Below are 26035 nucleotides of genomic sequence, written 5' to 3'. Positions count from 1 at the left end.
GCCGGGGAGAGTCGGCGGGCTCTCCCCGGCCCGCCGTCGGTTCAGCTCAGCCCGGCCGCGCGGGCCCGCTCCACCGCCGGTCCGATCGCCTTGGCGACCGCTTCGACGTCGGCCTCCGTAGAGGTGTGGCCGAGGGAGAAGCGGAGGGTGCCGCGGGCGAGGTCCGGGTCGGTGCCGGTGGCCAGCAGGACATGGCTGGGCTGGGCCACGCCCGCGGTGCAGGCGGAGCCGGTGGAGCACTCGATGCCCTGGGCGTCGAGCAGCAGGAGCAGGGAGTCGCCCTCGCAGCCCGGGAACGTGAAGTGGGCGTTGGCCGGCAGCCGGTCCACCGGGTCGCCGCCGAGGATCGCGTCCGGGACGGCCGTACGGACCGCTTCGACCAGGCTGTCGCGCAGGGTGCCGATCTCGCGGGCGAACCATTCGCGCTGTTCGGCGGCGAGCCGGCCGGCGACCGCGAAGGAGGCGATCGCGGGGACGTCGAGGGTGCCGGAGCGGACGTGCCGCTCCTGGCCGCCGCCGTGCAGCACCGGTACGGGGGTGTACTCGCGGCCCAGGACCAGGGCGCCGATGCCGTAGGGGCCGCCGATCTTGTGGCCGGAGACCGTCATCGCGGCGAGGCCCGAGCCCGCGAAGTCGACCGGGACCTGGCCGAAGGCCTGGACCGCGTCGGCGTGCAGCGGGACGCCGAACTCCTCGGCCACGTCGGCCAGTTCGCGCACCGGCAGGACGGTGCCGATCTCGTTGTTGGCCCACATCACGGTCGCGAGGGCGACGTCGTCGGGGTTGCGGGCGATGGCCTCGCGCAGGGTGTCGGGGTGGACCCGTCCGTAGGGGTCGACCGGGAGGTACTCGACGGTCGCGCCCTCGTGTTCGCCGAGCCAGTGCACGGCGTCGAGGACGGCGTGATGCTCGACGGGGCTGGCCAGGACGCGGGTGCGGTTCGGGTCGGCGTCGCGGCGGGACCAGTACAGGCCCTTGACCGCGAGGTTGTCGGCCTCGGTGCCGCCGGAGGTGAACACCACCTCGCTGGGGCGGGCGCCGAGCGCTTCCGCGAGGGTCTCGCGGGATTCCTCGACCGTACGGCGGGCCCTGCGGCCGGATGCGTGGAGGGAGGAGGCGTTGCCCGTGATGTTCAGGTGGGCCGTCATCGCCTCGACTGCCTCGGGGAGCATCGGGGTGGTCGCGGCGTGGTCGAGGTATGCCATGGTGCGACGATTGTACGGGGCCGGGGTAAGGGGCCTCCCGGCCGCGCCCTGTCGTCCTCAGGGCCCTTGGCCGGCGTTGTTCAACGTGCTTTCCCCGGTGTCACAGGCTCCACGAGACCGTGTTGGACATCTGCATCACGATCACCAGGACCACGAGGTCGGCGACGCCCAGGGTCAGGCCCAGGAAGGCGCGGCCACGGCGCTTGGTGCCTCGCCAGAGGGCCGCCGCGGCCAGGGCGATGGCGATCGGGCCGAGGAAGACGTTCAGCACCAGCAGGCCGATGAGGCCCAGGATGAAGGACGCGACGGCCATGCCGTCGGCGTCGCGGCGGGTCGGGGCGGCGTCGGGGCGGGCGGTGGCGGGGGCGGTGAGTTGCATGACGGGTCAGCTCCTGGAAGTCGCTGGGACGTGCGGTCAGTGGGTGCGGCGGCCGTGCCGCTCGCGGAGCGCGAAGATGCCGAGCCAGGCGGCGATCACGAGGGCGGCGACGAGGGTGAAGGTGAACGGCGCGTGGGCCACGGTGCCGAGCACGGCACCGAACAGCAGCAGTGCGGCGACGAGGAACAGCATGGGATTCGATCCCCCTCCGAGACGTCCGGTGGGCGTCTCTCGTTACGGTTGGGTGAACAGTTGTAGTAACAGTTGTTCACTGACTACAGAGTCTAGCGCGCTGTACGGCTTTCCAAATCCAGAGAACAGTTGTTAACTGGATGACATGAGTCACACCCTCGGCATCCGGCAGGCCCAGAAACAGAAGACCCGGCAGGCGCTGCTCGACGCGGCGCTGGGTCTGCTGGAGGAGCAGAGCCTGAGCAGCCTGGGCCTGCGCGAGGTCACCCGCGCCGTGGGGGTCGCCCCCACCGCCTTCTACCGGCACTTCCGCTCCATCGCGGATCTGGGCGTGGCCCTGGTCGAGGAGGCGCTGGGCAGTCTGCACCCGATGATCCGCACGACGGTCACCGCGGCGGACAGCAGCGAGGAACGCATAGCGCGCGCCATTCAGTTGATCGCCGGTCATGTGGACGCGTACCCCGCACATGTCCGTTTTATCGCCCGTGAGCGACATGGCGGGGTTCAGCCGGTGCGGGAGGCCATCCGGGACCAACTCGTCCGGTTCGCCCAGGAGGTGAGCGCCGAGCTCGCCAAGGACCCGGAGTCCGCGGGCTGGAGCGAGGACGACCTGCTCATGCTGGCCCATCTCTACGTGGACCAGATGCTGATCACGGCCTCCCTCTTCCTGGAGGCGCTGGAGGGCACGGCGGAGGACCGCGAGCGCGTCACGCAGCTCGCGACCCGCCAGATGCGGCTGATCAGCATCGGCCGCCACCACTGGCGGGACTGAGCAGGCAACACGCAGGGGCGGCACCCCCGTTCACCGGGAGTGCCGCCCCTGTCGTACGACGGAACGCGTCAGCTCTTGGTCGACGCCGCCGTCGGCTGACCGGTCGGCGCGCCGCTGGGGGCGGCGCCCCCGCCCGGACCGCCCTGGCCGCCGCCGCAGCCGCCGCCCATGCCGCCGCCGGGACCGCCCTGGCCGCCCTGGCCCGCGCCGGGGCCGCCGCTGGCCGCGCCGGTCGGCATGCCCGACGGGGTGCCGGTGGGCTTGGCGGTCGCGTTGCCGGTGGGGGCGCCCGAGGGCGCGCCGCCGGGCATGCCGGACGCGTTGCCCGAAGGTGCCGAACAGGACTGCTGCTGCCCGGAGTTGCCGGTGTTCGAGGACGACGAGGAGTCGCTCGAACCACAGGCCGCCAGGACCAGGGGCGAGAGCGCCAGCAGGGCCACCGCGGGGACGAGACGCACACGCTTCATGAGAAACAACTCCAAGGAAGATGAGGGAAGACGACGGAAGATGAGGAACCCTTGAGGCGGGCACTCAATCAACGGCGCTTAAGGCTTCCTTGGGGGCGGTCTGTCCCCGGCCTGTGATTCGGGTAAAGCGGACCTCAAGAGACCGCCCTGACCTGCGACTTCAGGAATCGGCCGGGACTACTCGCTGGTACAGGTCCGTGACAGAAGCGGCCGCGGCGGCCAGTTCCGCGCGCAGTTCGGGGGGTGACAGGACCTCCACGTTGTCGGCGAACTGGAGGAGCGGGCGGGCCTCGCGGACGAAGCCGTACGACAGCTTCACCGTCACCCACTCGCCCTCGCCCTCGGTGTCCGGCAGCTCGGTCAGGTGCGCGGCGGTCAGGCGCAGGAACATGTCGAGGCGGTCGCGCCGGACGCGGACCGTGACGTCGAGTCCGCCGGGCCGCTCCTCGACCTGGCGGCGCAACACCTCCCAGACGTCGGCGAGTTCGACGCCCGCCCGCCGCCGTACCGGCTCCTCCAGCACGGTGGCCGACCGCACCCGGTCGGCGCGGAAGAGCTGCGGCTTCGTACGGCGGTCGGCGACCAGGTACCAGACGCCCGCCTTGGAGACGAGGCCGTAGGGGTCCACGGTGTACGTCCGCAGGTCCTGCTCGCCACTGTGCCGGTAGCGCAGCCTCAGGCGCCGGTCGGCGAAGACCGCGTCCTGCAGCACGTCCAGGTCGACCGCCTTGAGCGGGCCGCCCTTCCAGCGGGTGGCGTCGACCAGGATGCGGCGGCTGGTCACCTCGGCGGCCGGGCGGTACGGCGCGGGCAGCGCGGCCATCACCTTGCGCAGCGCCGAGCCGAGGGCGGCGTCCAGGCCGAGCGCGGCGTGCGCGCCCTGGGCGGCCAGGATGAACAGGGCGCGGGACTCGTCGGCGGTGAGGCCGGTGACGTCCGTGCGGAAGCCGGCGAGCAGTTCGATGCCGCCGTGCCGGCCGCGCTCGGCGTAGACCGGCACGCCGGAGGCCGACAGGGCCTCGACGTCCCGGTAGATGGTGCGCACCGACACCTCCAGGCGGTCGGCGAGTTCGTGCGCGGGGACGCGGCCGCGGGTCTGCAGGAGCAGCAGGATCGAGAGCAGGCGGTCGGACTTCACGGCACCAGAATCCCGCCGTGTGCGGGCCCGCCGCAAATGTTGACGGATACTGTCAGGTTATGTGGGGGAACCTCTGGGCGACGGTCCACCGAGCAGAGAGGCCCCCATGGACGTGACGGATCCCCGCCCGATATACGCCCGCGCCACCGAGCAGACGGCCGCGCTGATCAAGACGGTGACGCCGGAGCGGCTGAACGGCCCCACCCCGTGCACCGAGTTCGACGTACGCACGCTGCTCTCGCACATCGTCGGGGGCACCCTGCGGATCGCGGTGGCGGGTGAGACGGGCGACGGCGGCGAGGTGCGGCCGTTCGCCGAGGGGGTGCCCGACGACGGCTGGCCGGCGGCGTACGACGAGGTACGGGCGCGGGTGCTGCGGGCCTGGGAGAGCGACGAGCGGATGACGGCGCCGGTGCGGGTGCCGTGGGGCGAGGTACCGGGCGCGGCGGCTCTGTCCGGTTACGTGATGGAACTGGTCACCCACACCTGGGACTTGTCGGACGCGCTCGGCCACCCGCTCGAACTCGCCCCAGAACTCGCCGAGTTCGCGCTCGCGACGGCCCACCAGGTACTGCCCGACCCGGTCCGAGAGGGCGAGGACTTCCCGTTCGCCTCGGCTCGCCCGGCCCCCGAAGGAGCGGACAACTACAGGCAGTTGGCGGCCTGGCTGGGACGGGACCCGATCGCGACCAACTGAGCGCGCGCATCCGTCCCGCCCGAAACGGGCCCGGCGACCGCCGGCCGGGCTCCGCAGCCAGCCGTGCGCCCTCAGCAGCCAGCCGGGCGGCAGACTCGGGCGACCAGCCGCCACGGGCTCCTCCGACCACCACGGACCCGACCGAACGGCTGTCACGAGTTCTGCCCGCCGCCCCGGACCCGACCCAATGGCGTACGCGTTCCGCCCGCCGCCCCGGACCCGACCCACCGGCCCTCGCGGGCCCCACCGGCGGCCACGACTCCAGCCGATCACGGCCAACTGAGCGCGCGCGACCACCCGCACCGGCCGGAACGGGCCCGGCGACCAGCCGGCCGGCCTCCGCAGCCAGCGGGGCAGACTCGAGCGACCAGCCGCCACGGGCTCCCCCGACCACCACGGACCCGACCCAGCAGCCCTCGCGGCCCCCTCCGTCGGCCACGGCTCCAGCCGCCCGGCCGCCACGAACCCGGCCGCACGGCCGCCACGAACTCCGCCCGCCCCCACAGACCCGACCCAACAGCCGCCACGGACCCGGCCGACCTGCCCTCTCGGGCCCCACCGGCGGTCATGCCCCCGGCCGCCGACCGGCCCCTCTCCCCCTCAGCCCAGCCTGGCCCTCGCCAGTTGGCGGGACTGGGCCACCAGGCGGTTCTCCGTGTCCCAGACCTCCGCGTCCTCCTCCAGGAAGCCGCCGGCCAGGTTGCGGGTGGTGATGGAGATGCGGAGGGGGCCGGGGGCCGGGCGGGAGCGGACGTGGACCGTGAGTTCCACCGTGGGGACCCAGCCCTTCAGGCCGATCTCGAAGGCTGTGGGCGGTAGTGCGTCCACTGCGAGCAGGAGGGACAGGGGGTCCGCGTCGCGGCCGTCGGCGAGGCCGAACCAGGCCCGCATCTCGCCCTTGCCCGAGGGCGCGCCGACCGCCCAGCCGAGGGTGGCCGGGTCCAGCTTGATCATCAGGCGGTCGGTGATGGCCGAGCTGCCGGAGATGGGGGCAGGTCCGTCCTGGGGGCCGAAGCACTCGTCGATCGGCGGGAACGCGGGCGGTACCGCCGTCGTACGGACGTCGTCCGGGAGGGAGTCCAGGTCGCCGTAGGAGGCGAGGACGCGGATGCGTTCCACCTCGCGGCCCTCGTCGTCGTACTGGAAGAGCGAGGCCTGGCCGGTGGAGAGGGTGCGGCCGGTGCGGACCACCTCGGTGCGGACGACCGCCGGGCCCGGCTGGGACGCGGTCAGGTAGTGCGCCGAGATGGTGAACGGGTCGGCGTGCGGCAGGGTCTCGGCGAGGGCGCGGCCGAGGACCGCCAGCAGATAGCCGCCGTTCACGGCGTTGATGATGGTCCAGCCCGCGGAGAGGTCGATGTCGAAGACGCCGGGCGCGCGCCGGGTGAGCGCGGTGTCCCGGTCGAACTCGCTGTCGCCGATCGTGGCCCGCGCGATGTGCGTGGCGGTGGCTGCTTCTGGCATGGATGAACGGTACAACAGGAAATTACTAAGCGGTAGCTTTGGGGATTACGGCCGCGTGAACACTGCCGTTCCGGGACCGCCCCGCGGGTGAGATCCCGGCAATTTCTTGGTAAGTGTCCGAACTCGTCCTCAACCCGAAGCCCTCCCGGCCCCTCTATGGGGACATGAGCCTCACCGGGACTCCGTTCCTCTACACGCTGATCGTGCTGTTCGCGATCGCCATCGTCGTGCCGCTGGTCCTGTGGTCACGGATGCGCGGGCCAAAAGCCCTGCGCCTGGCGGCCCGCATGCTGATGCTGCTGTTCGCCCAGGGGACGGCGGTCGCGCTCGTCTTCGTCCTCGTCAACAACGCCAACAGTCTCTACGACAACTGGGCCGACCTGCTCGGCACGGGCAACCACGTACAACAGGCCGCCAACCTTGGCGCCGACGGCACCGGCGGAATAGCGCTGAAACGGTTGCCCAAGGTGAAGCAGGACTTCACGGCGGCCAGCGGGCCGGGGATGCGCGGAGTGCGCGAGACCCAGCTCAAGGGCCGGGTCTCGGGCGTCAACGCCGAGGTCTACGTCTGGCTGCCGCCGCAGTACGACGAGCCGAAGTACGCGCACCACAGGTTCCCGGTGGTGGAACTGCTGCCCGGCTACCCCGGCTCGGCGAAGGCCTGGTTCGGTTCGATGCACGCGACCCAGCAGCTGGCCCCGCTGATGCGCAGCGGCGAGGTCGCCCCGTTCATCCTGGTCGCGCCGCGCACCAACCTGCTGGCAGGAGTGGACACCGGCTGCGCGAACATCCCGGGCACGGTCAACGCCGACAGCTGGCTCAGCATCGACGTACCGAAGATGGTCATGGACAACTTCCGCGCCCTGCCCGCGCCCAACGGCTGGGCGGTGTCCGGCTATTCGGCGGGCGCGCACTGCGCGGTGAAGCTGGCCGTGGCGCACCCCGACCGGTACATGGCGGCGGTGAGCATGTCCGGCTACAACGACCCGATCGGCGAGCGCAACTCGCTGGCCGCGCAGAACCTGACGCTGCGCGAGGAGAACAACCCGTACCTGCTGCTGAAGAAGAAGCTCACCCCGCCGCGGATCGCGCTCTACCTCTCCGGGCAGCCGCACGACGGCTACGAGGCCGCGGTCGCCCTGGAGGAGACCGCGAAGGCGCCGACGACCGTGCACGTGGTCTACATCCCGAAGAGCGCGGGCGGGCACACCATGGCGCTGTGGCGGCCGCAGGTGGTCCCCTCCTTCCGCTGGCTGTCGGTCGAGATGGGCCAGCACCGGGCGCACGCCGGGAGCTCTACTCCTCGCGAACCGTCGACCGGCGGTTCCACGCACGCGGCGCTCGCCAGTGGTACTTCATCGCGAGCAGGCGCAGGACGAAGGCGGTGACCACCGCGAGCCCGCTGGTGAACGGGGTGAGGGCGTCGTAGCGGATGCACAGGACGACCATGGTGGCGCCGACGATCGCGGGGACCGCGTACAGGTCGCGGTCCCAGCGCAGCAGGGACGGCACCTCGTTGGCCAGTACGTCCCTGAGCACGCCGCCGCCGACCGCGGTGGCCAGGCCCAGCGTGGCCGACGAGGTGAGGCTCAGCCCGTACTCGTACGCCTTCGTCGTCCCGGCGACGCAGAACAGGCCGAGGCCGGCCGCGTCGAAGACGTTCACCGCGACCTGGATGCGCTCCACCTGCGGGTGCAGGAAGACGACCAGGAGCGCGGCGAGCATCGGGGTGAGGAAGTAGCCGAGATCGGTGAAGGCGGCCGGCGGTACGGCGCCGATCACCAGGTCCCGGAACAGCCCTCCGCCCAGCGCGGTGACCTCGGCGAGGACGGCGATGCCGAAGACGTCGAAGTTCTTGCGGACGGCCAGCAGCGCGCCGGAGATGGCGAAGACGAAGATGCCGACGAGGTCGAGCGTGTGCTGGACGGAGGGGCTGAAGAGTTGCTGAAGCACCCCACATTCTTACTCGGGGGCCGCTGCCGGGCCGGTCACAGGGCGGGCTTGCCCGTCGTGTAGATCCACTTCTGGAACAGGTCGTCCAGCTGCTGTCCGGAGATCTTCTCCGCGAGGCGGATGAAGTCGGCGGTGTTCGCGTTGCCGTACCGGTGGATCTTCGTCCAGGTCGGCAGCAGCTTGAAGAAGGCGGTGTCGCCGATCCGCTCCCGCAGGGCCTGCAGGGTCATCGCGCCGCGCTGGTAGACCGCGGAGGCGAACATGGTGTCGCGCTGCGGGTCGGCGACGGTGATCTGCCAGAAGGGGTTGTCGGCGGCGCGGGAGTCGTAGGCGGCCAGGAAGGAGTCGTGGGCGCTGCGGGTGCCCTGGTGCTCGGCCCACAGCCACTGGGCGTAGGTGGCGAAGCCCTCGTTGAGCCAGATGTCCTTCCAGCGCTCCACCGACACCGAGTCGCCGAACCACTGGTGGGCCAGCTCGTGCACGATCGTGGTCTCGCTGCGGACCGCCGAGTACGCGGGCTTGCTCTGCACCTCCAGCGAGAAGCCGGCCTGCGGCATGTCGTCGACGATCGCCCCGGTCTCCTCGAAGGGGTACGGACCGAAGACCTGCGACCAGTAGTCGGTGGCGGCGGCGGTGACGGCGTACACGTCCACGCTGTTGCTGCCCGCGAGCACCGGGTCGATGGCGACGTATATCGGCGTTCCGGCAGGTGTCTTGCCGGTCTTGACGTCGAACTTGCCGATGGTGGCGGTCGCGAGATAGGTCGCCATCGGCTTGCTCTCGCGCCAGTGGGCGTACGTCGAGTCGCCCTTGTCGTACGTCGAGACGAGCCGGCCGTTGGAGACGCCGGTCAGGCCCTTGGGGGCCTTGATGCGGATGTCGTAGGTGGCCTTGTCGTCGGGGTGGTCGCTGGACGGGAACCAGGTGGAGGCGGCGTTGGGTTCGCAGGCGACGAAGACGCCGTCGGTGGTCTTCATCCAGCCGTAGTCGGAGCCGAACACGATGGGGCCGCTGAGGGGTTCGGGGACGCCGCCGTAGGTGACGGTGACGGTGAAGTCCCGGCCCTTGGGGAGAACTCCCTTGGGCGTGATGCGCAGTTCGTCGCCGTCGCGCGTGAACTGGGCCTGTCTGCCGTTGACCTCGACTCTGGTGACCTCCAGTTTCTGCAGGTCCAGGTCGAAGGAGGTGAGGCTCTGGGTGGCGTGCGCGGTGAGGGTGGTACGGCCGTCGAGGCGGTCGGTGTCCGGGTTGTACGCCACGTTCAGGTCGTAGTGGCGGGCGTCGAAGCCGCCGTTGCCCAGGAGCGGGAAGTAGGGGTCGCCTGTGCCGGGGGCGCCGGGGGCCGGGGCGGAGGAGGCGGCGATGACCATGAAAGAAGCCGCCGCGGTGACGACGGCTCCTAAGCGTGCCGAACGGGAGAGTTTCACGGGTCGTCCCTTCGGTGTGCCGATAAGTCGGACACGGACGACTCTTTACCCTCCCGTTCGGGCATGTGCATGACTTTACCAACTTGTCATGCGTTACTTGTCGGTTGACTCCTGACGGTCGTCTTCCGGTTCGGTGGGCTCGTCGGTCGGCTGCGGGTCGGTGGGGGCTGGTCGCGCAGTTCCCCGCGCCCCTGGGTCGGCAGACTCACCGACCTCAGCTGCCACCGCCGCCGATGTCGCCGCAGATTCGGCCAGCACCTCGTCGGCCACCAGCGTGGCCGCCTCCTTGGCCACGCTCAGCAGCACCGTGTCCTGTGGGGCCTGGTCCTCGAAGTTCTCCGGGTGGTGGCAGGCGACCTGCTGGCCGGGCTTCAGCTCCAGGAGCGGCGGCTCGGTCGTCTTGCAGATCTCCGTCGCCTTCCAGCACCGCGTGTGGAAGCGGCAGCCGCTCGGCGGGGAGATCGGCGAGGGCACGTCACCGCGGAGCAGGATGCGCTCGCTCTTGGCCGCCTTGCGCTTCGGGTCCGGGATCGGCACCGCCGACATCAGGGCCTTGGTGTACGGGTGCATCGGCGCCTTGTACAGCGAGTCCCGGTCGGCCAGCTCGACGATCTTGCCGAGGTACATCACCGCGATCCGGTCCGAGACGTGCCGTACCACCGAGAGGTCGTGCGCGATGATCACGTACGTCAGGCCGAGCTCCGACTGGAGGTCGTCCAGCAGGTTGACGACCTGGGCCTGGATCGACACGTCGAGCGCGGAGACCGGCTCGTCCGCGACGACCAGCTTCGGGTTCAGGGCGAGCGCGCGGGCGATGCCGATGCGCTGGCGCTGGCCGCCGGAGAACTCGTGCGGATAGCGGTTGTAGTGCTCGGGGTTGAGGCCCACCACCGACAGCAGCCGCTGGACCTCCTTCTTCACCCCGCCCTCGGGCTCGACGCCCTGGAGCTTGAAGGGGGCGCTGACGATCGTGCCGATCGTGTGCCGGGGGTTCAGCGAGGAGTACGGATCCTGGAAGATCATCTGCACGTCACGGCGGAGCGGACGCATGCCGCCCACGCCGAGGTGCGTGATGTCCTGGCCCTCGAACTCGACCTTGCCGCCGGTCGGTTCCAGCAGCCGGGTGATCAGCCGGCCCATGGTGGACTTGCCGCAGCCGGACTCGCCCACCACACCGAGGGTCTCGCCCTTGCGGACCTCGAAGTCGAGGCCGTCGACGGCGCGCACCGCGCCGGTCTGCCGCTGGAGCAGGCCCTTGCGGATCGGGAAGTGCTTCTGCAGCCCGGTCACCTTCAGCAGGGGCTCGCCGGCGCCGGTGCCCTTGGTGAGGGTGGCGCCGTCGCTCTGCGCGGGGAGGCTCACTTCTTTTTCGTCGCTCACAGCTTCGGCGCAATCTCTTCGGTCCAGATACGCTCCCGCTGCTCCTGCGTCATGTGGCAGGCCGCCCAGTGCCGGCTGCCCACCTCGGTCAGCTCGGGGCGGACCGTGCGGGTGACGTTGTCCTTGGGGATGTCGGCGTACGGGCAGCGCGGGTTGAAGGGGCAGCCCTCCGGGACGTTGATCAGCGAGGGCGGGGAGCCCTGGATCGGGATCAGCCGGTCGGTGTCCTCACGGTCGAGCCGCGGCATCGAGCCCAGCAGGCCCCAGGTGTAGGGGTGGCGGGGCTCGGCGAAGACCGACTCGGCCGGACCGCGCTCCACGGGCCGCCCGGCGTACATGACGAGCAGGTCGTCGGCGATCTCGGCGACGACACCGAGGTCGTGCGTGATCATGATGACCGCGGAGCCGAACTCCTTCTGCAGATCCCGGATCAGGTCGAGGATCTGCGCCTGCACGGTGACGTCCAGGGCGGTGGTCGGCTCGTCGGCGATGAGCAGCTCGGGGTTGTTCACCAGCGCCATCGCGATCATCGCGCGCTGGCGCATACCGCCGGAGAACTCGTGCGGGTAGCTGTCCACGCGCTGGTTCGGCTCCGGGATGCCCACCCGGTCCAGCATCTCGATCGCCCGGGTGCGGGCGACCTTCTTGCTGACGTCGTGGTGGACCCGGTACGCCTCCACGATCTGCGCGCCGACCGTGTAGTACGGGTGCATCGACGACAGCGGGTCCTGGAAGATCATCGCCATCTTGCGGCCGCGCAGCCGGCGTACGTCGTCCGGGTCGGCGGCGATCAGCTCCTGGCCGTCCAGCCAGACCTCGCCGGTGACCTTGGCGTTGGCCGAGCGGTGCAGGCCCATCACGCCGAGCGAGGTGACCGACTTGCCGGAGCCGGACTCGCCGACGATGCCCAGCGTCTTGCCGCGGCGCACGTCGAAGCTGACCCCGTCGACGGACTTGACCAGGCCGTCGTCGGTGTCGAAGTGGATGCGCAGATCGCGGACGGAGAGGAACGCGTCGGCGTCGGGCGGGGCGGCGTCGGTGGCGACTTCGCCGAGGGCCGCCTTTTCGAGCTTGCTCACGAGTACCTCACGCGGGGGTCGATGGCGGCGTACACCAGGTCGACGATCAAGTTGCAGAAGACGATGAAGAACGCGGCGACGAGGGTCACGCCCATCACGATGGGCAGGTCGTTGTCGCGGATCGCCTGGATCGAGTACGCCCCGATGCCCTGCAGGGAGAAGACGGTCTCGGTCAGGACGGCGGTGCCGACGAGGGTACCGAAGTCCATGCCGAAGATGGTGACGATGGGGGTGAGCGCGGCCCTCAGGCCGTGCTTGGAGACGACCACCGACTCCTTGAGTCCCTTGGCCCGGGCCGTGCGGATGTAGTCCTCGCCCATGGTCTCCAGCATGCCCGCCCGGGTGAGCCGGGCGTAGAGGGCGGAGAAGAGGAACGCGAGGCTGATCCAGGGCAGCAGCAGATGCCAGGCCCAGTCGGCCGGGTTCTGGGTGAAGGGCACGTAGTCGGTGCTGTCCCAGACGGGCCATTGATAGACGAAGAGCCCGCTGAGGATCTGTCCGGTGAAGAAGATCGGGAGGGAGACGCCGGCCAGGGCGATGAACATCGAGATGCGATCGACCGGCTTGCCCTTGCGCAGCGCGGAGATGACACCGATGGTGACACCGAAGATCACCCAGATCACGGCCGCCCCGACGGCCAGCGAGAAGGAGACCGGGATGCGCTGCGTGAGCTGCGGCCAGACCTCGATGTGACTCTTGAAGGAGTACCCGAAGCAGGGCGCGCTGCAGTGCGTCGCATCGGGGCCGAACTTGTAGTCGGCGCCGACGAAGAGCCCCTTGAGGTAGTCCCAGTACTGGATGTAGATGGGCTGGTCGAAGCCCAGGTTCTTCTTGATCGCGGCGATGGACTCGGGGTTGGCGTCCTTGCCGACGTACTGGGTGGCCAGCTGGGTGGCCGTCTGTCCGCCCAGGCGGGGGACGAGGAAGAAGATGCCGAAGGTGACCGCGCTGACCACCAGCAGCAGTACCAGAGCGCCGAAGACGCGTCGGATGATGTACGCAGCCACAGCTGTCCGGCTCCGGGTGGCCGGGACGGAGTTGGTCCGTCCCGGCCACCCGGTGCCTTCACCTGCCTTTCAGGGGTATCCGGCCTGCTGCTACTTCGAGGAGCTGAGCAGCAGGTAGTCGTACATGCCGAGGTACGCCTGCGTCACGGTGACGTTCGTCGCGGACGCCGGCCTGTACAGCAGGTTCTTGCGGTAGAACAGCGGGACCACGGACGCGTTGTCCATGACCATCTTGTCGATGTCGCCCCAGGCCTTGGTGCGAGCGGCGGCGTCGGTGTTGGCGATGGCGGTGGCCAGGGCCTTGTTGATCGCCGGGTCGTTCAGCTCCATCAGGTTGGTGCCACCGGAGGGCTTGATGGCGCCGCCGTCGACGATCTGCTCCAGGAAGCCGTAGCCGGTCGGCCAGTCGGAGCCCCACGCCATCGACAGGATGCCGAGCTTGTGGTCGTGCACGTAGCTCGGGACACCGGCGAAGTTGGAGAAGTACTTGCCGGAGGGGAACTGCTTGATGTCGACCTTGATGCCGACGGCCTTCAGCGAGTTCTGGACGGCCGTGGCGGCCGCGACCTCGGCGGGACGGTCCGAACGGGCCGTCATCGTGGTCGAGAAGCCGTTCGGCTGACCGCAGGCCTTGAGCGCGGCCTTGGCCTTCGCGACGTCGCCCTTGTTGCCGGCGGTCGGGTAGGTGTCGAACTTGGTGTAGCCGTTGACGTTCGGCGGCAGCAGCGTCGAGGCCACGTCACCCTTGGGCGAGCCGCCCACGGCGTCGAGGACGGACTGCTTGTTCACCGCGTACTGCACGGCCTTGCGGCAGTTGACGTTGTCGAACGGCTTCACGTTCACGTTCAGCGCCAGGTACTGCAGGGCGCCCGCGTACGAGTTGTCCGTCGACTTGGCGTTCTTGCCGGTCAGCACCTTCGGCTGGGTCTGCGGCTGCACACCGGTGCCGGCGAGGTCGGCCGTGATCTTGTCGGCGAGCAGGTCGTTGTCGACCGTCACCGCGTTGACCTTGAACTTGACCGAGATCTTGTCCGGGTACGCCTTGCGGATCGGGTCCGTCTTCGGGTCCCAGTTCTTGTTGCGGACCAGGACGGCGCTGGCGCCCTCCTCGTACGACTGGAACTGGTACGGGCCCGAGGACACGATGTGCTGGACGTACTTGGCGCCGTCGTCCTTCGCCTGCGGGACGGGGGCCGTCTGCGAGAACGTCGCCAGGTAGTCGAAGTCGGCGAACGGCTGGTTCAGCTTGAAGACGATCGTCTGGTCGTCCGGGGTCTCGATGGACTTCAGGCCGGTGGCCGACTTGTCCTTGTAGGGACCCTGGTACTTGTCACCGCCGACCAGGTACTGCTTGAAGTACGTGGGGCCGTTGGAGAGGGCCTCGGGCGCGAAGTTGGAGCGCTCGATGGCGTACTTGACGTCCTTGGACGTGATCGGCGTGCCGTCCTGGTACTTCAGGCCGGAGCGCAGGTGGTACGTCCAGGTCTTGGCGTCGGCGCTGGCCTTGCCGAGGGAGTCGGCGAGGTCCGGGACGACCGTGAGGCCCGCCTTGCCGGCGGCCGGCTTGAACGTCGTGAGCGTACGCGCGTAGAGGCGGGAGAAGTTCTGCACGAAGCCGTAGTACGTGTTGCCCGGGTCGAGCGAGTCCGGCACGTCCGACTCTTCGAGGTTGACCGTCCCTCCCTTCTTGCTCGACGCGTTGACGATGGAGGTCAGCGCCGCGTCCTTCTTGGCGTTGCCACCACCACTGCTGTTGTTGCCGCCACCGCCGCCACATGCGGCAGCGCCCAGCGAGAGCGCCAGGACCGACGCGACGGCGGCGGTCACCCTTCTCGTCTTCACGTGAGGAAGCCCCTCTATCTCTATCGGTGGATCACTTGCTGCGAGGGTCGAGTGCGTCACGCAGCCCGTCACCCAGCAGGTTGAATGCCAGGACGGTGATGAAGATCGCCAGACCGGGCACGAACATGTACTGCGGATCCGCTGTGTAGAGATCCACGGCGTTGCTGAGCATGCCGCCCCAGGAGGCCTGCGGCGGAGCGATGCCGACTCCGAGGAAGCTCAGCGACGCCTCGAAGAGGATGTTCGTCGGGATGATCAGCGTCGAGTAGACGAGGATCGGCGCGACGAGGTTGGGGAGCAACTCTCGGAACAGGACGTACGGGCCACGCGCGCCCAGGCTGTGGGCGGCCTCGATGAACTCCCGCCGGCGCAGGGTCATCGTCTGGGCGCGCACGATGCGGCCGATGTACGGCCAGCTGAAGAAGCCGATCACGAAGATCAGGACGCTGATGCGCAGCGGCAGGCCGTTGAGGCCGAAGAAACCGTCCTGCACCGAGGCCGAGATGGCGATGGCGAACAGGAGCAGCGGGAAGGCCAGGAAGGTGTCCATCAGGCGGCTGATGATGCTGTCGATCCAGCCGCCGTAGTAGCCGGCCATGATGCCGAGGACGGTGCCGATGATCACCGACAGCAGGGTGGCGCCGCCCGCGACCAGGAGCGACACCCAGGAACCGTCGATGATGCGGGCGAGCATGTCGCGCCCGTACTGCGGGTCGACACCGAGCGGGTGGTCCCAGCTCATGCCGCCCCAGCCGCCCTTGGGCGACAGCAGCGCCGGGTCGATGAGGTCCTGGTTGAACTTGTCGGGGTCGAGGTTGAAGACCCACTCGATCGGCTTGGCGAGGATCGCCATCAGCGTGAGGCAGATGACGACGATGCCGCCGGCGACCGCGAGTTTGTCCCGCTTGAAACGGGTCCAGGCGATCTGGGTGAGCGAACGGCCTTCGATCTGGCCCTTCTTGGCCCCGGCGAGCACGGCCTCGGGCTGCGCTCCGGCTTCCGCCCCCGTGGTCTCGATCGGTGCGGTCACAATGACCTGACCCCTCTCGCCGGTGGTGACCGGCCTTTGTCCGCCGCGGTGGGCGGCTTGGTTCTCTTACCTGCTGATCCCTGGATCGATACCGGTCGGTACCCGCTTCACAGGATCGATGACCTCGTGTCTGGAGGGGAGTCTTCAACGCGCTCGCGATCACGCGCCAGGTCTGATGGAGAAAGTATGCGCAACCGTGATGCCGACTGGGGGATTCCGTTATCCGGACGGCCATCTACGGGTGCCGGACGGAGTCAGTGTGACCGGTGGGTTACGAATCGACTGCCCGCACCGAACGTCTACGCGCGAAGATCCATCGCCGACCACAGATTTTCCTGTTGCTTGACCTCGGTTCAGTAACCGCCGTGGGCCGGCGGGTACCCGTACCCGGCCGCCGGGGCGGCCGGCGCGTGGGCTTCGCGGTCGTAGAACGGACGGGCGGCGGCCCGCATCCAGAGGGCGACCGGGTCGTACTCGTCGGACATCGCGACGGTCGACACGGGCAGGCCGTCGGGGACCGCGCCGATGGACTGCTGCATCATCGCGCGCACCGAGTCGACCGCCGGCGGGCTGGCGTCGTATACATCCAGACCGATCGCGAGATACGGCGCCCCGAGCGCCGGCTGCACCCAGGCGCGGCGCAGCGAGCGGACGGCCGGGGTGCGGTGGGCGTTCTGCGCGAGCAGGGCGTAGAACTGCGGGATCTCGATGGCCGGTTCCGACAGGCTCAGGGGGCCGGCGGGCTGGCGCTCCAGGCCGGTGGCGATGCGGCGCAGGTCGAGCCAGGGGATGCCGACGCCGCCGCCGGGCGCGTGCGGGTTGAGCCAGAGGCCGAAGTGGTCGGGGTAGAGGGTGCGGGCCACGTCGAGACCGTCGACCACCTCGTACGAGCGGTTCCAGCCGCTGGCGCTCAGTTCCTGGGCGGAGGTGACGCAGGGGGCGTAGCCGTAGCCGTCGACGTCCATGTTTCCGTACTGGGCGTCGGGGGAGCCCGCCTGACCGTGCCACAGGAGCATCCAGATCTGGCCCTGGCCGGGGGTCGCGAGGGCGCGGAGGAGTGCCTCGTAGGCGTCGTAGCGCCCCGGCGTCACCTGGCGCAGCATGTGCTCGACCTGGCCGGTCGTGGTGCCGCTGGCGCTCACGTGTACCGCCCCTTCTTGTGGTTGCCCCGCGTATGGGACGAGTTTAAGCGCCCAATGGGTGGGGGCCTGGTGTGCGTTCGCGTGTGCGGGTCGCGGGTGGCTGGTCGCGCAGTTCCCCGCGCCCCTTCAGGTCGGCCACCGGGACGGCGTCTAGAAGTGGTCCCTTGTATAGAAGGGGCGTACCTGGTCTCGCATCCAGTTCGCTACTGGGTCTTCCGTTACGTCCAGGAGAACCAGGTTGACCGGCCACTGGGTGGGGATCCTTGTCACCGCGCGCTCCAGGGCCTGCAGGGGCAGGGCGCGCAGGTCGCCCTCCCACTGGGAGAGTTCGACGCCGATGAACATGACCGGGTCCGCGGTCTCGATCGCGGCGAGGCAGCGGCGGGCCGTGGTGACCACGCCGGTCTCCGCGAACTCGGCCGACGCGGCGGCCAGGAAGTCGATCGGGTCGTCCTGCCAGTCCGGTTCGTACAGCTTGACCCGGCCGCCGGAGGAGGGGCCGTCGAGGGGGGTGCGGCCCACCCGGCACAGCTCGGCGACCGCGGCGGGCGGAAGCGGCACGCCGACCACGCCGTCGGGGTTGATCGCCAGGCCGACCTGCGGGGGCAGCCCGCGGGCGAACTCGACGGCGGGGGCGATCGTGTACGACATGTGGCCGCCGACGACCTGGCGGAACTGCTCCTCGGAGCTGAAGACCGGCACGTACGCCTGGCCGTCGATCTCCAGCGTGGGCAGGTCGAGCGGGCCGCTGTGCGGGCCGCCGCCGCTGGGCAGCGGGATCCACAGGAAGCTGCGGCCGAGCACCTCGATGATCCGGCCGCCCGCCGCGGGTATGCCGAGGGAGGCCGACAGCACCTCCTCCAGCTCGTTGCCGGGCCATCCGCCGTGCGGATGGGGGTGCGCCTGCATGGGAAAGTCCGCGGGGAGATCCGCTGGGAAGTCCATCTGTTCCGACCGCCTGCTGTGAACCGCTGATGTGGCCAAAAGGCTAACGGGTGAGGAGGGAGTGCGGTCAGCCCGTGAAGCCGATCCGGCGCAGCACGTCCGCCGCGTCCCGGTCGAGCAGCACCGCCGAGCCCACGCCGGCCGGCAGGTCGCCCCGCTCGACCTGGCGGATCAGCCGGGCGGCAGCGTGCCGGTGACGCAGGAACGCGTACTTCGACACTCCCCGGCCGCGCTCGCGCTGCCCGGCCAGGGCCGCGCCGGCCGTGACGTCGAGGAGCAGCAGGTGCAGGGTGCCGCCGCGGCGGCGGGCCTCGCGGGCCAGCCAGTCGCGCACCCAGGCCTGCGTACCGCAGTCGTGCACGACGACGCCCTTGCCGCCGCGCAGGGCGCGGTGCAGCCCGGCGTAGTGGGCGAGGCGGACCAGGGGGCGGTAGACGGCGTAGGGAAGGAAGCCGGGGGCGCGGGCGTCCCAGCGGTCGCGGGTGTCCTGGGAGTCGATGCGTACGCCCTTGACCGCGCGGCTCATCAGCGTGGACTTGCCGCTGCCGGGCAGGCCGGTGACGACGACCAGGTCGCGGGGGCCGAACAGCAGTGCGTGCGGGCTGCGGCCGGACCGGTCGCGGAGGTCGCGGACCACCGGTGCCGGCCGCTCGCCGCAGTGCTCGCGGGCCGGGGCCGCGGGCTGCTTGGGCAGCGCGAGAACCGAGGTCGTGGCGTAGGCGGTGGTCCTGTTCACCGTGATCGTCCTCCCCTGGGGCCGGGTACGGAGTCCCATCCCCGTCGAGTGTAAAGAGAAGGTAATGCGCGGTGTCTCGTGTTTTCGTGATCGTCCTGCCACAGGCCGGTTACAGATGCGGCCCTGCCGTATGCCCCGGATGCGTGCAATGATGTGCGCGCCAACTGCATATCGGCCGTTCGAATCCGCGCGGGAGAGTCCTCGACCTCTGGTCGGGGCGCCGAAGGAGCAAGTCCCTCCCTTGAATCTCTCAGGCCCCGTTACCGCGCGGGCGAGGCACATCTGAAAAGCGGGCCGCCGTTCCCGGTGGTCCCACCCAAGGTGCAAGCCGTGTCCCGCGTGGTCATGGCGAACCTCTCAGGTTCCGATGACAGATGGGGAGGAACGACCTCGCCCGTGCCGTCATGCCTTGGGAGACATCCGTCCGATGAGCAGTACCGAAATCCGCCGTACCGCGCTCGATGCCCTGCATCGCTCGCTGGGCGCGACGATGACCGACTTCGCCGGCTGGGACATGCCGCTGCGCTACGGCTCCGAGCGCGACGAGCACGTCGCCGTGCGGACCAGGGCCGGGCTCTTCGATCTCTCCCACATGGGCGAGATCACGGTGACCGGGCCGCAGGCGGCCGAGCTGCTGGACCACGCCCTCGTCGGCAACATCGCCTCCGTCGGTGTCGGCCGCGCCCGCTACACCATGATCTGCCGGGCCGACGGCGGCATCCTCGACGACCTGATCGTCTACCGCCTCGCCGAGACCGAGTACATGGTGGTCGCCAACGCCTCCAACGCCCAGGTCGTGCTGGACGCGCTCGTCGAGCGGGCGGCCGGCTTCGACGCCGAGGTACGCGACGACCGGGACGCCTACGCCCTGATCGCCGTCCAGGGCCCCGAGTCCCCCGGCATCCTGAAGTCCCTCACCGACGCCGACCTCGACGGCCTCAAGTACTACGCCGGTCTGCCCGGCACGGTCGCCGGCGTCCCCGCCCTCATCGCCCGCACCGGCTACACCGGCGAGGACGGCTTCGAGCTGTTCGTGAAGCCCGAGCACGCCGTGGAGCTGTGGCAGGCGCTGACCAAGGCGGGCGAGGGCGCCGGCCTGGTCCCCTGCGGTCTGTCCTGCCGGGACACCCTGCGCCTGGAGGCGGGCATGCCGCTGTACGGGCACGAGCTCAGCACCGACCTCACCCCCTTCGACGCCGGGCTCGGCCGGGTGGTGAAGTTCGACAAGGAGGGCGACTTCGTCGGGCGCGAGGCCCTCCAGCAGGCCGCCGCCCGGTCGCGGGAGAACCCGCCGCGCGTCCTGGTCGGCCTGGTCGCCGAGGGGCGGCGGGTGCCGCGCGCCGGGTACCCGGTCGTGGCCGGCGGCGAGGTGATCGGCGAGGTCACCTCCGGCGCGCCCTCCCCGACGCTCGGGAAGCCGATCGCGATGGCGTACGTCGACGCGGCGCACTCGGCGCCGGGCACGGCCGATGTCGGCGTGGACATCCGGGGCAGTCACGAGCCGTACGAGGTCGTGGCGCTGCCCTTCTACAAGCGCCAGAAGTAATCCTTGAGCGTGCCCGAGGGCACATCACCGCTGCTCACGCACGCTTCCGGTAGTCCCCCATTCATCAGCACTCCCCCGCGTACAGGAGAATTCAGGCCATGAGCAACCCCCAGCAGCTGCGCTACAGCAAGGAGCACGAGTGGCTGTCGGGCGCCGAGGACGGCGTCTCGACGGTCGGCATCACCGAGTTCGCGGCCAACGCGCTCGGCGACGTCGTCTACGCCCAGCTTCCCGAGGTGGGCTCCGCCGTGACCGCGGGCGAGACCTGCGGCGAGCTGGAGTCGACCAAGTCGGTCAGCGACCTGTACTCCCCCGTCACCGGTGAGGTCACCGAGATCAACGAGGACGTCGTCAACGACCCGTCCCTGGTGAACTCGGCCCCCTTCGAGGGCGGCTGGCTCTTCAAGGTCCGCGTCACCGAGGAGCCCTCCGACCTGCTCTCCGCCGACGAGTACACCGCCCAGAACGCCGGCTGAGGAGCCGTACACGCATGTCCGCACTGAACACCCCCCTGCACGAGCTCGACCCGGACATCGCCGCCGCGGTCGACGCCGAGCTGCACCGCCAGCAGTCCACGCTGGAGATGATCGCCTCCGAGAACTTCGCGCCGGTCGCGGTGATGGAGGCGCAGGGCTCGGTCCTCACCAACAAGTACGCGGAGGGCTACCCGGGCCGCCGCTACTACGGCGGCTGCGAGCACGTCGACGTCGCCGAGCAGATCGCCATCGACCGGGTCAAGGAGCTGTTCGGCGCCGAGTACGCCAACGTCCAGCCGCACTCGGGCGCCTCCGCCAACCAGGCCGCCCTGTTCGCGCTGGCCAAGCCCGGGGACACCATCCTGGGCCTGGACCTCGCGCACGGCGGTCACCTGACCCACGGGATGCGGCTGAACTTCTCCGGCAAGCAGTTCAATGTCGTCGCCTACCACGTGGACGAGTCGGGTCTCGTCGACATGGCCGAGCTGGAGAAGCTCGCCAGGGAACACCGGCCGAAGGTGATCATCGCGGGCTGGTCGGCGTACCCGCGGCAGCTGGACTTCGCGGAGTTCCGCCGGATCGCCGACGAGGTCGAGGCGTACCTGTGGGTCGACATGGCGCACTTCGCGGGCCTGGTCGCGGCCGGGCTGCACCCGAACCCGGTGCCGTACGCCGATGTCGTCACCTCCACCACCCACAAGACGCTGGGCGGCCCCCGCGGCGGCATCATCCTCGCGAAGTCGGACTTCGCGAAGAAGCTGAACTCGTCCGTCTTCCCGGGCTTCCAGGGCGGTCCCCTGGAGCACGTGATCGCGGCGAAGGCGGTGTCCTTCAAGGTCGCCGCGAGCGAGGAGTTCAAGGAGCGCCAGCGGCGTACGGTGGAGGGTGCGCGCATCCTCGCCGAGCGTCTGACGGCCGACGACGCCCGGGCGGCCGGGGTGAACGTTCTGTCCGGCGGTACGGACGTGCACCTGATCCTGGTCGACCTGCGCGAGTCCGAGCTGGACGGTCAGCAGGCCGAGGACCGTCTCCACGAGGTCGGCATCACGGTCAACCGCAACGCCGTCCCGAACGACCCGCGTCCCCCGATGGTCACCTCGGGCCTGCGGATCGGCACCCCCGCCCTCGCGACCCGCGGCTTCACGGCCGAGGACTTCGCCGAGGTGGCGGACGTGATCGCCGAGACGCTGAAGCCGTCGTACGACGTGGCGGCGCTGACGGCCCGGGTCAGGGCGCTTGCCGACAAGCACCCGCTGTACCCCGGTCTGAACAAGTAGTTCCCCGGTGGGGGCACCGGTCGGGTGCCCCCACCACCCCGGCATTGAGGAGTTCCCGTGGCCATCTCGGTCTTCGACCTGTTCTCGATCGGCATCGGCCCGTCCAGCTCCCACACGGTCGGCCCGATGCGCGCGGCACGCATGTTCGCCCGTCGGCTGCGGAGCGAGGAGCTGCTGGGCTCCGTCGCGTCGATACGTGCCGAGCTGTACGGCTCCCTGGGCGCGACCGGCCACGGCCACGGCACCCCCAAGGCGGTGCTGCTCGGTCTGGAGGGCGCCTCGCCGCGGACGGTGGACGTGGAGACGGCCGACGAGCGCGTGGAGCAGATCAAGGCCGGGCGTCGGCTGAGGCTCCTCGGTGAGCACGAGATCCCCTTCTCCTTCGACGACGACCTGAAGCTGCACCGCCGCAAGGCGCTCCCGTACCACGCGAACGGGATGACGCTGTGGGCGTACGACGCCTCGGGGTCGGAGCTGCTGTCGAAGACGTACTACTCGGTGGGCGGCGGATTCGTCGTCGACGAGGACGCGGTCGGCGCGGACCGCATCAAGCTGGACGACACGGTCCTCAAGTACCCCTTCCGCACGGGCGACGAGCTGCTGCGCCTGACGAAGGAGACGGGTCTGTCGATCTCCGCGCTGATGCTGGAGAACGAGCGCGCCTGGCGGACGGAGGAGGAGATCCGCGCGGGCCTGCTGGAGATCTGGCGGGTGATGCAGGCGTGCGTGTCCCGGGGAATGTCCCGCGAGGGCATCCTGCCGGGCGGGCTGCGGGTGAAACGCCGGGCGGCGGTGACGGCACGTCAACTGCGGGCCGAGGGCGACCCGTTGGCGCGTTCCATGGAGTGGATCACGCTGTACGCGATGGCGGTGAACGAGGAGAACGCGGCGGGCGGCCGCGTGGTGACCGCCCCGACGAACGGCGCCGCGGGCATCATCCCGGCGGTCCTGCACTACTACATCAACTTCGTGCCGGGCGCCGACGAGGAGGGGGTGGTGAGGTTTTTGCTGGCCGCGGGCGCGATCGGCATGCTCTTCAAGGAGAACGCGTCCATCTCCGGCGCCGAGGTCGGCTGCCAGGGCGAGGTCGGCTCGGCCTGCTCGATGGCGGCGGGCGCGCTGGCCGAGGTGCTCGGCGGCTCCCCCGAGCAGGTCGAGAACGCGGCCGAGATCGGCATGGAGCACAACCTCGGCCTGACCTGCGACCCCGTCGGCGGCCTGGTCCAGATCCCCTGCATCGAGCGCAACGGCATGGCCGCGGTCAAGGCGGTCACGGCGGCGCGGATGGCGATGCGCGGCGACGGCTCGCACAAGGTGTCCCTGGACAAGGTCATCAAGACGATGAAGGACACCGGGGCGGACATGAGTGTGAAGTACAAGGAGACGGCCCGGGGAGGGCTTGCGGTGAACATCATCGAGTGCTGACACGGGACGGCATCGGTCGTGCCAAGGTGGGAACTACGTCAATTTCAACTACCGTCCCCACCCCGGCACTTCAGGGAGACCCCCATGCTGCGCGGCATAGACGTGAGCGCCTACCAGTCCTCCTCGTACGACACGGACGGCCTCTCCTTCGTCTTCATCAAGGCGACGGAGGGCCGTTCGTACGTCAACCCGCGACTGGCGGCGCAGACGAAGCACGGCCGCGACGCGGGCCTGGTCGTCGGCTTCTACCACTTCCTGTGGCCCGGCAACCTGGACGCCCAGGCGGAGTACTTCGTCAAGCACGCCCCGGAGAAGGCCGGCGACATCCTCGCGGTCGACTGGGAGACGACGAGCTCCGGCACCCACGCGAGCAACGCGGAGAAGGACCACTTCATCCGCAAGGTGAAGGAACTGCGGCCGAACAACCGGGTGATCCTTTACGCCAACAGGAACTTCTGGCTGAACATCGACACGACATCGTACGCCGGCGACGGCTTGTGGATAGCCGACTACGTCACCGCCGGCAAACCCCGCATCAAGGCCAAGTGGCGCTTCCACCAGTACACCAGCGAACCCCACGACAAGGACGTCGCGGACTTCGCCGACAAGGCGGCGCTGAAGGAGTGGGCCGACGACGCGTGATCTAGCCGCGGAAGTCCGCCGGGCGTTCCGGGGACGCCTCCGACAGTGCCTTCCTCACCTCGTCCGCTCCGCCGCGCAGCCCGTACACCGGTGTGCCCGGCTGCTGGCGCCAGGAGTCGGCGAGTGTGCCTGTGTCGACCGTGTCGAAGCCGAGTTCGTCGATCAGTGCCCGAACCTTCGCCTTGGCGGTCTCGTCGTCGCCGGCGACCGGCAGGGCCTGGCGGTCGGGGGCACCGGCCGGGCGCGGGCGGTCCAGGATGTCCTGGGCGTACGTGCCGTTGAAGGCCTTGATCACGGTGTGGCCGAGGTGGCCCGCCGTCCAGGCGCTCTCCGTGAGGCCCTCGTCCAGGATCGGCGCGATACGGCCGTCCCGCTGGGGGTAGTAGTTGCCGGTGTCGATCACGGCGACGTCCGGTGCCGCGCCGTCCAGTACGCCCGCCGGCAGGTCCGGGATCGCCTTGAGGGGGATCGTGACCACCACGATCTCCGCGCCGCGTGCCGCCTCCTCCACCCGGACCGGTGTCGCGCCGGTCTCCTTCGCCAGTTCGGTGAGCGTTTCGGGGCCGCGCGAGTTGGCGACGGAGACGTCGTGGCCGAGTGCGGTGAGCCGCCGGGTGAGGTTGCCGCCGATGTTGCCCGCGCCGATGATGCCGATCTTCATGACAGGACTGGCCTTTCAGGGTAGATGCATGTGCATGCTCCTGAGTGGCCTCAACCCTGCGGCTTCCCGGTCTATTCCGGTCGGCGGGCCGAACGGGTGACATCGATTCCGCGCCCTCACACCCGTACGACGATCTTGCCCGTGTGCGTGTTCGACTCCATCAGGCGGTGCGCGTCCTGGATGCGGTCCAGGCCCTCGAAGACCTCCCCGACGACCGGGCGGAAGCCGCCGTCGGCCAGGCCCGCGTTCAGGAACGCGGTGGAGCGGCGGCGGCCGCCCGGCGTGCCGGTGAGGACCATGTTGGCGTACATGTGGATGGTGAGGGGCCAGTTCCAGGGGATCTCGGCGGGACGGAGGTCCAGCCAGCCGTAGGCGACCACCGAGCCACCCCTCGCGAGCGCCTCCGCCAGCGGGCGGAAGCCGGGGCCGCCGATCGCGTCGAAGAGCACCTCGACGCCGTTGCCGCCGGTGAGCCGCCGCACCTCCTTGGCCACCGCCTCCGGCGTCGACTCCCCGGTGACGACCACCTCCGCCGCGCCCAGCTCCAGCAGCCCGCGCCGCTTCTCCTCGGTGCGCGTGGTGGCGAGCGGGATCGCACCGATACGCCGGGCGACCTGGATCGCCGCGGTGCCGACCCCGCTGGACGCGCCGGTGATCAGCACGTGGTCGCCGGGCTTCAAACCAGCCGTCTCCAGCAGTCCGCCGTACGCGGTCGTGTACGTCAGCCAGGCCGCGGCGCCGGTGACCGCGTCGACGGAGCCGGGGCGGCGCAGGACCGCGGACTCGGGCAGGACGACCCGCTCGGCGTACACGCCCTGGGCGCTCATCTCGATGCCGGGGCCGGTCATCACCGGGTCGCCGACGGCGAGTTCGGTCACGCCCTCGCCGATCGCCTCGACGATGCCGGAGGCCTCGTAGCCGAGGCGGGAGGCGGGGAGGGCGGGCTGGTAGTAGTAAGTGCCGCTGCGGAAAAGGGCTTCGGCGCGGTTGAGGCCCAACGCCTCGACGCGGACGAGGACTTCGCCGGGGGCGGGGTGGTCGGGGATCGTCGCGTCCTCGACGCGCAGGACCTCGGGGCCGCCGATCTCATGAAAAAGCACGGTACGTGCGGTGGTTGGCATGCAGGAAACGCTACGAGGGCACGGCGAGACGC

The 26035-nt window shown here is 70.1% G+C and carries 26 protein-coding genes and 2 riboswitches; of the genes, 8 read left to right on the top strand and 18 right to left on the bottom strand.

Annotated features, from left to right (window positions below; translation table 11 throughout):
- Positions 1-41: 41 nt before the first annotated feature.
- The 3 genes from MQP27_RS19340 to MQP27_RS19330 form a co-directional block, all read right to left on the bottom strand.
- A complete protein-coding gene (locus MQP27_RS19340) occupies positions 42-1205 on the bottom strand; it encodes a cysteine desulfurase family protein (RefSeq protein WP_242766443.1) in 1164 nt (387 codons plus the stop codon).
- Positions 1206-1305: 100 nt separating this feature from the next.
- Positions 1306-1584: a DUF4190 domain-containing protein gene (locus tag MQP27_RS19335; protein ID WP_242766442.1), complete on the bottom strand. Its 279-nt coding sequence runs from the start codon at positions 1582-1584 to the stop codon at positions 1306-1308.
- Between the two features lie 36 nt (positions 1585-1620).
- Positions 1621-1776 (bottom strand): hypothetical protein, encoded by a 156-nt coding sequence (locus tag MQP27_RS19330; RefSeq protein WP_242766441.1) that lies wholly within the window; start codon positions 1774-1776, stop codon positions 1621-1623.
- A gap of 145 nt (positions 1777-1921) precedes the next feature.
- Here MQP27_RS19330 and MQP27_RS19325 point away from each other — a divergent pair, with 145 nt between their 5' ends.
- A complete protein-coding gene (locus tag MQP27_RS19325; RefSeq protein ID WP_242766440.1) occupies positions 1922-2548 on the top strand; it encodes a TetR family transcriptional regulator in 627 nt (208 codons plus the stop codon).
- A 68-nt stretch (positions 2549-2616) separates the two neighbouring features.
- Here MQP27_RS19325 and MQP27_RS19320 read toward each other — a convergent pair whose 3' ends face one another.
- Together MQP27_RS19320 and MQP27_RS19315 are read right to left on the bottom strand one after the other, a co-directional pair.
- Entirely contained in the window at positions 2617-3015 is a 399-nt protein-coding gene (locus MQP27_RS19320) for a hypothetical protein (protein WP_242766439.1), read from the bottom strand.
- Between the two features lie 160 nt (positions 3016-3175).
- The gene (locus tag MQP27_RS19315) at positions 3176-4153 is read right to left on the bottom strand and encodes a helix-turn-helix transcriptional regulator (RefSeq protein ID WP_242766438.1); all 978 of its coding nucleotides are present in this window, start codon (positions 4151-4153) and stop codon (positions 3176-3178) included.
- 106 nt (positions 4154-4259) lie between these two features.
- Between MQP27_RS19315 and MQP27_RS19310 the strand changes: the two genes are divergently transcribed.
- Positions 4260-4850, top strand: coding sequence for a TIGR03086 family metal-binding protein (locus tag MQP27_RS19310; protein ID WP_242766437.1), 591 nt, complete (start codon positions 4260-4262; stop codon positions 4848-4850).
- A 600-nt stretch (positions 4851-5450) separates the two neighbouring features.
- Here MQP27_RS19310 and MQP27_RS19305 read toward each other — a convergent pair.
- A complete protein-coding gene (locus MQP27_RS19305; RefSeq protein WP_242766436.1) occupies positions 5451-6314 on the bottom strand; it encodes a thioesterase family protein in 864 nt (287 codons plus the stop codon).
- Positions 6315-6478: 164 nt separating this feature from the next.
- Between MQP27_RS19305 and MQP27_RS19300 the strand changes: the two genes are divergently transcribed.
- Positions 6479-7702: an alpha/beta hydrolase gene (locus MQP27_RS19300; protein WP_242766435.1), complete on the top strand. Its 1224-nt coding sequence runs from the start codon at positions 6479-6481 to the stop codon at positions 7700-7702.
- On the opposite strand, the gene MQP27_RS19295 is transcribed toward MQP27_RS19300, so the two are convergent.
- The 10 genes from MQP27_RS19295 to MQP27_RS19250 all read right to left on the bottom strand — a co-directional run bounded on the left by MQP27_RS19295 (position 7611) and on the right by MQP27_RS19250 (position 18855).
- A complete protein-coding gene (locus MQP27_RS19295) occupies positions 7611-8267 on the bottom strand; it encodes a trimeric intracellular cation channel family protein (RefSeq protein ID WP_242766434.1) in 657 nt (218 codons plus the stop codon). The genes MQP27_RS19300 and MQP27_RS19295 overlap by 92 nt on opposite strands.
- A 35-nt stretch (positions 8268-8302) precedes the next feature.
- Complete coding sequence (locus MQP27_RS19290) at positions 8303-9694, bottom strand: M1 family metallopeptidase (RefSeq protein ID WP_242766433.1); 1392 nt, start codon at positions 9692-9694, stop codon at positions 8303-8305.
- Positions 9695-9787: 93 nt separating this feature from the next.
- Positions 9788-11056, bottom strand: a complete 1269-nt coding sequence (locus MQP27_RS19285; RefSeq protein ID WP_372511243.1) for an ABC transporter ATP-binding protein — start codon at positions 11054-11056, stop codon at positions 9788-9790.
- A gap of 14 nt (positions 11057-11070) precedes the next feature.
- Positions 11071-12153: an ABC transporter ATP-binding protein gene (locus MQP27_RS19280; RefSeq protein ID WP_242766431.1), complete on the bottom strand. Its 1083-nt coding sequence runs from the start codon at positions 12151-12153 to the stop codon at positions 11071-11073.
- Positions 12150-13160 (bottom strand): ABC transporter permease, encoded by a 1011-nt coding sequence (locus MQP27_RS19275; protein WP_242766430.1) that lies wholly within the window; start codon positions 13158-13160, stop codon positions 12150-12152. The genes MQP27_RS19280 and MQP27_RS19275 overlap by 4 nt, the downstream gene beginning before the upstream one ends.
- Before the next feature lie 90 nt (positions 13161-13250).
- Positions 13251-15002, bottom strand: coding sequence for an ABC transporter substrate-binding protein (locus tag MQP27_RS19270; RefSeq protein WP_242766429.1), 1752 nt, complete (start codon positions 15000-15002; stop codon positions 13251-13253).
- A gap of 31 nt (positions 15003-15033) precedes the next feature.
- Entirely contained in the window at positions 15034-16032 is a 999-nt protein-coding gene (locus tag MQP27_RS19265) for an ABC transporter permease (protein ID WP_242766428.1), read from the bottom strand.
- A 353-nt stretch (positions 16033-16385) separates the two neighbouring features.
- Positions 16386-17174: an enhanced serine sensitivity protein SseB C-terminal domain-containing protein gene (locus MQP27_RS19260; RefSeq protein WP_242766427.1), complete on the bottom strand. Its 789-nt coding sequence runs from the start codon at positions 17172-17174 to the stop codon at positions 16386-16388.
- Between the two features lie 150 nt (positions 17175-17324).
- On the bottom strand, positions 17325-18119 hold the full coding sequence (locus MQP27_RS19255; protein ID WP_242766426.1) for an enhanced serine sensitivity protein SseB: 795 nt from the start codon (positions 18117-18119) through the stop codon (positions 17325-17327).
- 67 nt (positions 18120-18186) lie between these two features.
- On the bottom strand, positions 18187-18855 hold the full coding sequence (locus MQP27_RS19250) for an AAA family ATPase (RefSeq protein ID WP_242766425.1): 669 nt from the start codon (positions 18853-18855) through the stop codon (positions 18187-18189).
- Between the two features lie 180 nt (positions 18856-19035).
- Positions 19036-19131: riboswitch (glycine riboswitch) on the top strand.
- Positions 19132-19239: riboswitch (glycine riboswitch) on the top strand. It begins immediately after the preceding riboswitch.
- Between the two features lie 43 nt (positions 19240-19282).
- On the opposite strand from MQP27_RS19250, the gene gcvT reads away from it, so the two are divergent.
- The 5 genes from gcvT to MQP27_RS19225 all read left to right on the top strand — a co-directional run bounded on the left by gcvT (position 19283) and on the right by MQP27_RS19225 (position 24221).
- Positions 19283-20401 carry a glycine cleavage system aminomethyltransferase GcvT gene (gcvT, locus tag MQP27_RS19245; protein ID WP_242766424.1) on the top strand — a complete coding sequence of 373 codons (1119 nt, stop codon included), beginning with the start codon at positions 19283-19285 and terminating at the stop codon, positions 20399-20401.
- A gap of 98 nt (positions 20402-20499) precedes the next feature.
- A complete protein-coding gene (gene gcvH / locus MQP27_RS19240; protein WP_242766423.1) occupies positions 20500-20877 on the top strand; it encodes a glycine cleavage system protein GcvH in 378 nt (125 codons plus the stop codon).
- 14 nt (positions 20878-20891) lie between these two features.
- A complete protein-coding gene (glyA, locus tag MQP27_RS19235) occupies positions 20892-22154 on the top strand; it encodes a serine hydroxymethyltransferase (RefSeq protein WP_242766422.1) in 1263 nt (420 codons plus the stop codon).
- 57 nt (positions 22155-22211) lie between these two features.
- The gene (locus MQP27_RS19230) at positions 22212-23579 is read left to right on the top strand and encodes an L-serine ammonia-lyase (protein WP_242766421.1); all 1368 of its coding nucleotides are present in this window, start codon (positions 22212-22214) and stop codon (positions 23577-23579) included.
- A gap of 84 nt (positions 23580-23663) precedes the next feature.
- On the top strand, positions 23664-24221 hold the full coding sequence (locus MQP27_RS19225) for a glycoside hydrolase family 25 protein (RefSeq protein WP_242766420.1): 558 nt from the start codon (positions 23664-23666) through the stop codon (positions 24219-24221).
- Position 24222: 1 nt separating this feature from the next.
- Here MQP27_RS19225 and MQP27_RS19220 read toward each other — a convergent pair whose 3' ends face one another.
- Positions 24223-24882, bottom strand: a complete 660-nt coding sequence (locus MQP27_RS19220) for an NADPH-dependent F420 reductase (RefSeq protein WP_242766419.1) — start codon at positions 24880-24882, stop codon at positions 24223-24225.
- Positions 24883-24998: 116 nt separating this feature from the next.
- Positions 24999-26003 carry a zinc-dependent alcohol dehydrogenase family protein gene (locus tag MQP27_RS19215; protein WP_242766418.1) on the bottom strand — a complete coding sequence of 335 codons (1005 nt, stop codon included), beginning with the start codon at positions 26001-26003 and terminating at the stop codon, positions 24999-25001.
- Between the last annotated feature and the right edge of the window lie 32 nt (positions 26004-26035).

It is taken from the genome of Streptomyces cylindrosporus (genome assembly GCF_022698165.1).
GTDB classification, from domain to species: Bacteria; Actinomycetota; Actinomycetes; order Streptomycetales; family Streptomycetaceae; genus Streptomyces; species Streptomyces cylindrosporus.
This window is presented reverse-complemented; position numbering and strand designations above follow the sequence as displayed.

Excerpts from the sequence above, each read along its gene's own strand:
- MQP27_RS19310 (WP_242766437.1), top strand. The coding sequence starts at position 4,260 with ATGGACGTGACGGATCCCCGCCCGATATACGCCCGCGCCACCGAGCAG.
- gcvH (WP_242766423.1), top strand. The coding sequence starts at position 20,500 with ATGAGCAACCCCCAGCAGCTGCGCTACAGCAAGGAGCACGAGTGGCTG.
- MQP27_RS19340 (WP_242766443.1), bottom strand. The coding sequence starts at position 1,205 with ATGGCATACCTCGACCACGCCGCGACCACCCCGATGCTCCCCGAGGCA.
- MQP27_RS19255 (WP_242766426.1), bottom strand. The coding sequence starts at position 18,119 with ATGGACTTCCCAGCGGATCTCCCCGCGGACTTTCCCATGCAGGCGCAC.
- glyA (WP_242766422.1), top strand. The coding sequence starts at position 20,892 with ATGTCCGCACTGAACACCCCCCTGCACGAGCTCGACCCGGACATCGCC.
- gcvT (WP_242766424.1), top strand. The coding sequence starts at position 19,283 with ATGAGCAGTACCGAAATCCGCCGTACCGCGCTCGATGCCCTGCATCGC.
- MQP27_RS19330 (WP_242766441.1), bottom strand. The coding sequence starts at position 1,776 with ATGCTGTTCCTCGTCGCCGCACTGCTGCTGTTCGGTGCCGTGCTCGGC.
- MQP27_RS19335 (WP_242766442.1), bottom strand. The coding sequence starts at position 1,584 with ATGCAACTCACCGCCCCCGCCACCGCCCGCCCCGACGCCGCCCCGACC.
- MQP27_RS19320 (WP_242766439.1), bottom strand. The coding sequence starts at position 3,015 with ATGAAGCGTGTGCGTCTCGTCCCCGCGGTGGCCCTGCTGGCGCTCTCG.
- MQP27_RS19215 (WP_242766418.1), bottom strand. The coding sequence starts at position 26,003 with ATGCCAACCACCGCACGTACCGTGCTTTTTCATGAGATCGGCGGCCCC.
- MQP27_RS19220 (WP_242766419.1), bottom strand. The coding sequence starts at position 24,882 with ATGAAGATCGGCATCATCGGCGCGGGCAACATCGGCGGCAACCTCACC.
- MQP27_RS19305 (WP_242766436.1), bottom strand. The coding sequence starts at position 6,314 with ATGCCAGAAGCAGCCACCGCCACGCACATCGCGCGGGCCACGATCGGC.
- MQP27_RS19300 (WP_242766435.1), top strand. The coding sequence starts at position 6,479 with ATGAGCCTCACCGGGACTCCGTTCCTCTACACGCTGATCGTGCTGTTC.
- MQP27_RS19325 (WP_242766440.1), top strand. The coding sequence starts at position 1,922 with ATGAGTCACACCCTCGGCATCCGGCAGGCCCAGAAACAGAAGACCCGG.
- MQP27_RS19225 (WP_242766420.1), top strand. The coding sequence starts at position 23,664 with ATGCTGCGCGGCATAGACGTGAGCGCCTACCAGTCCTCCTCGTACGAC.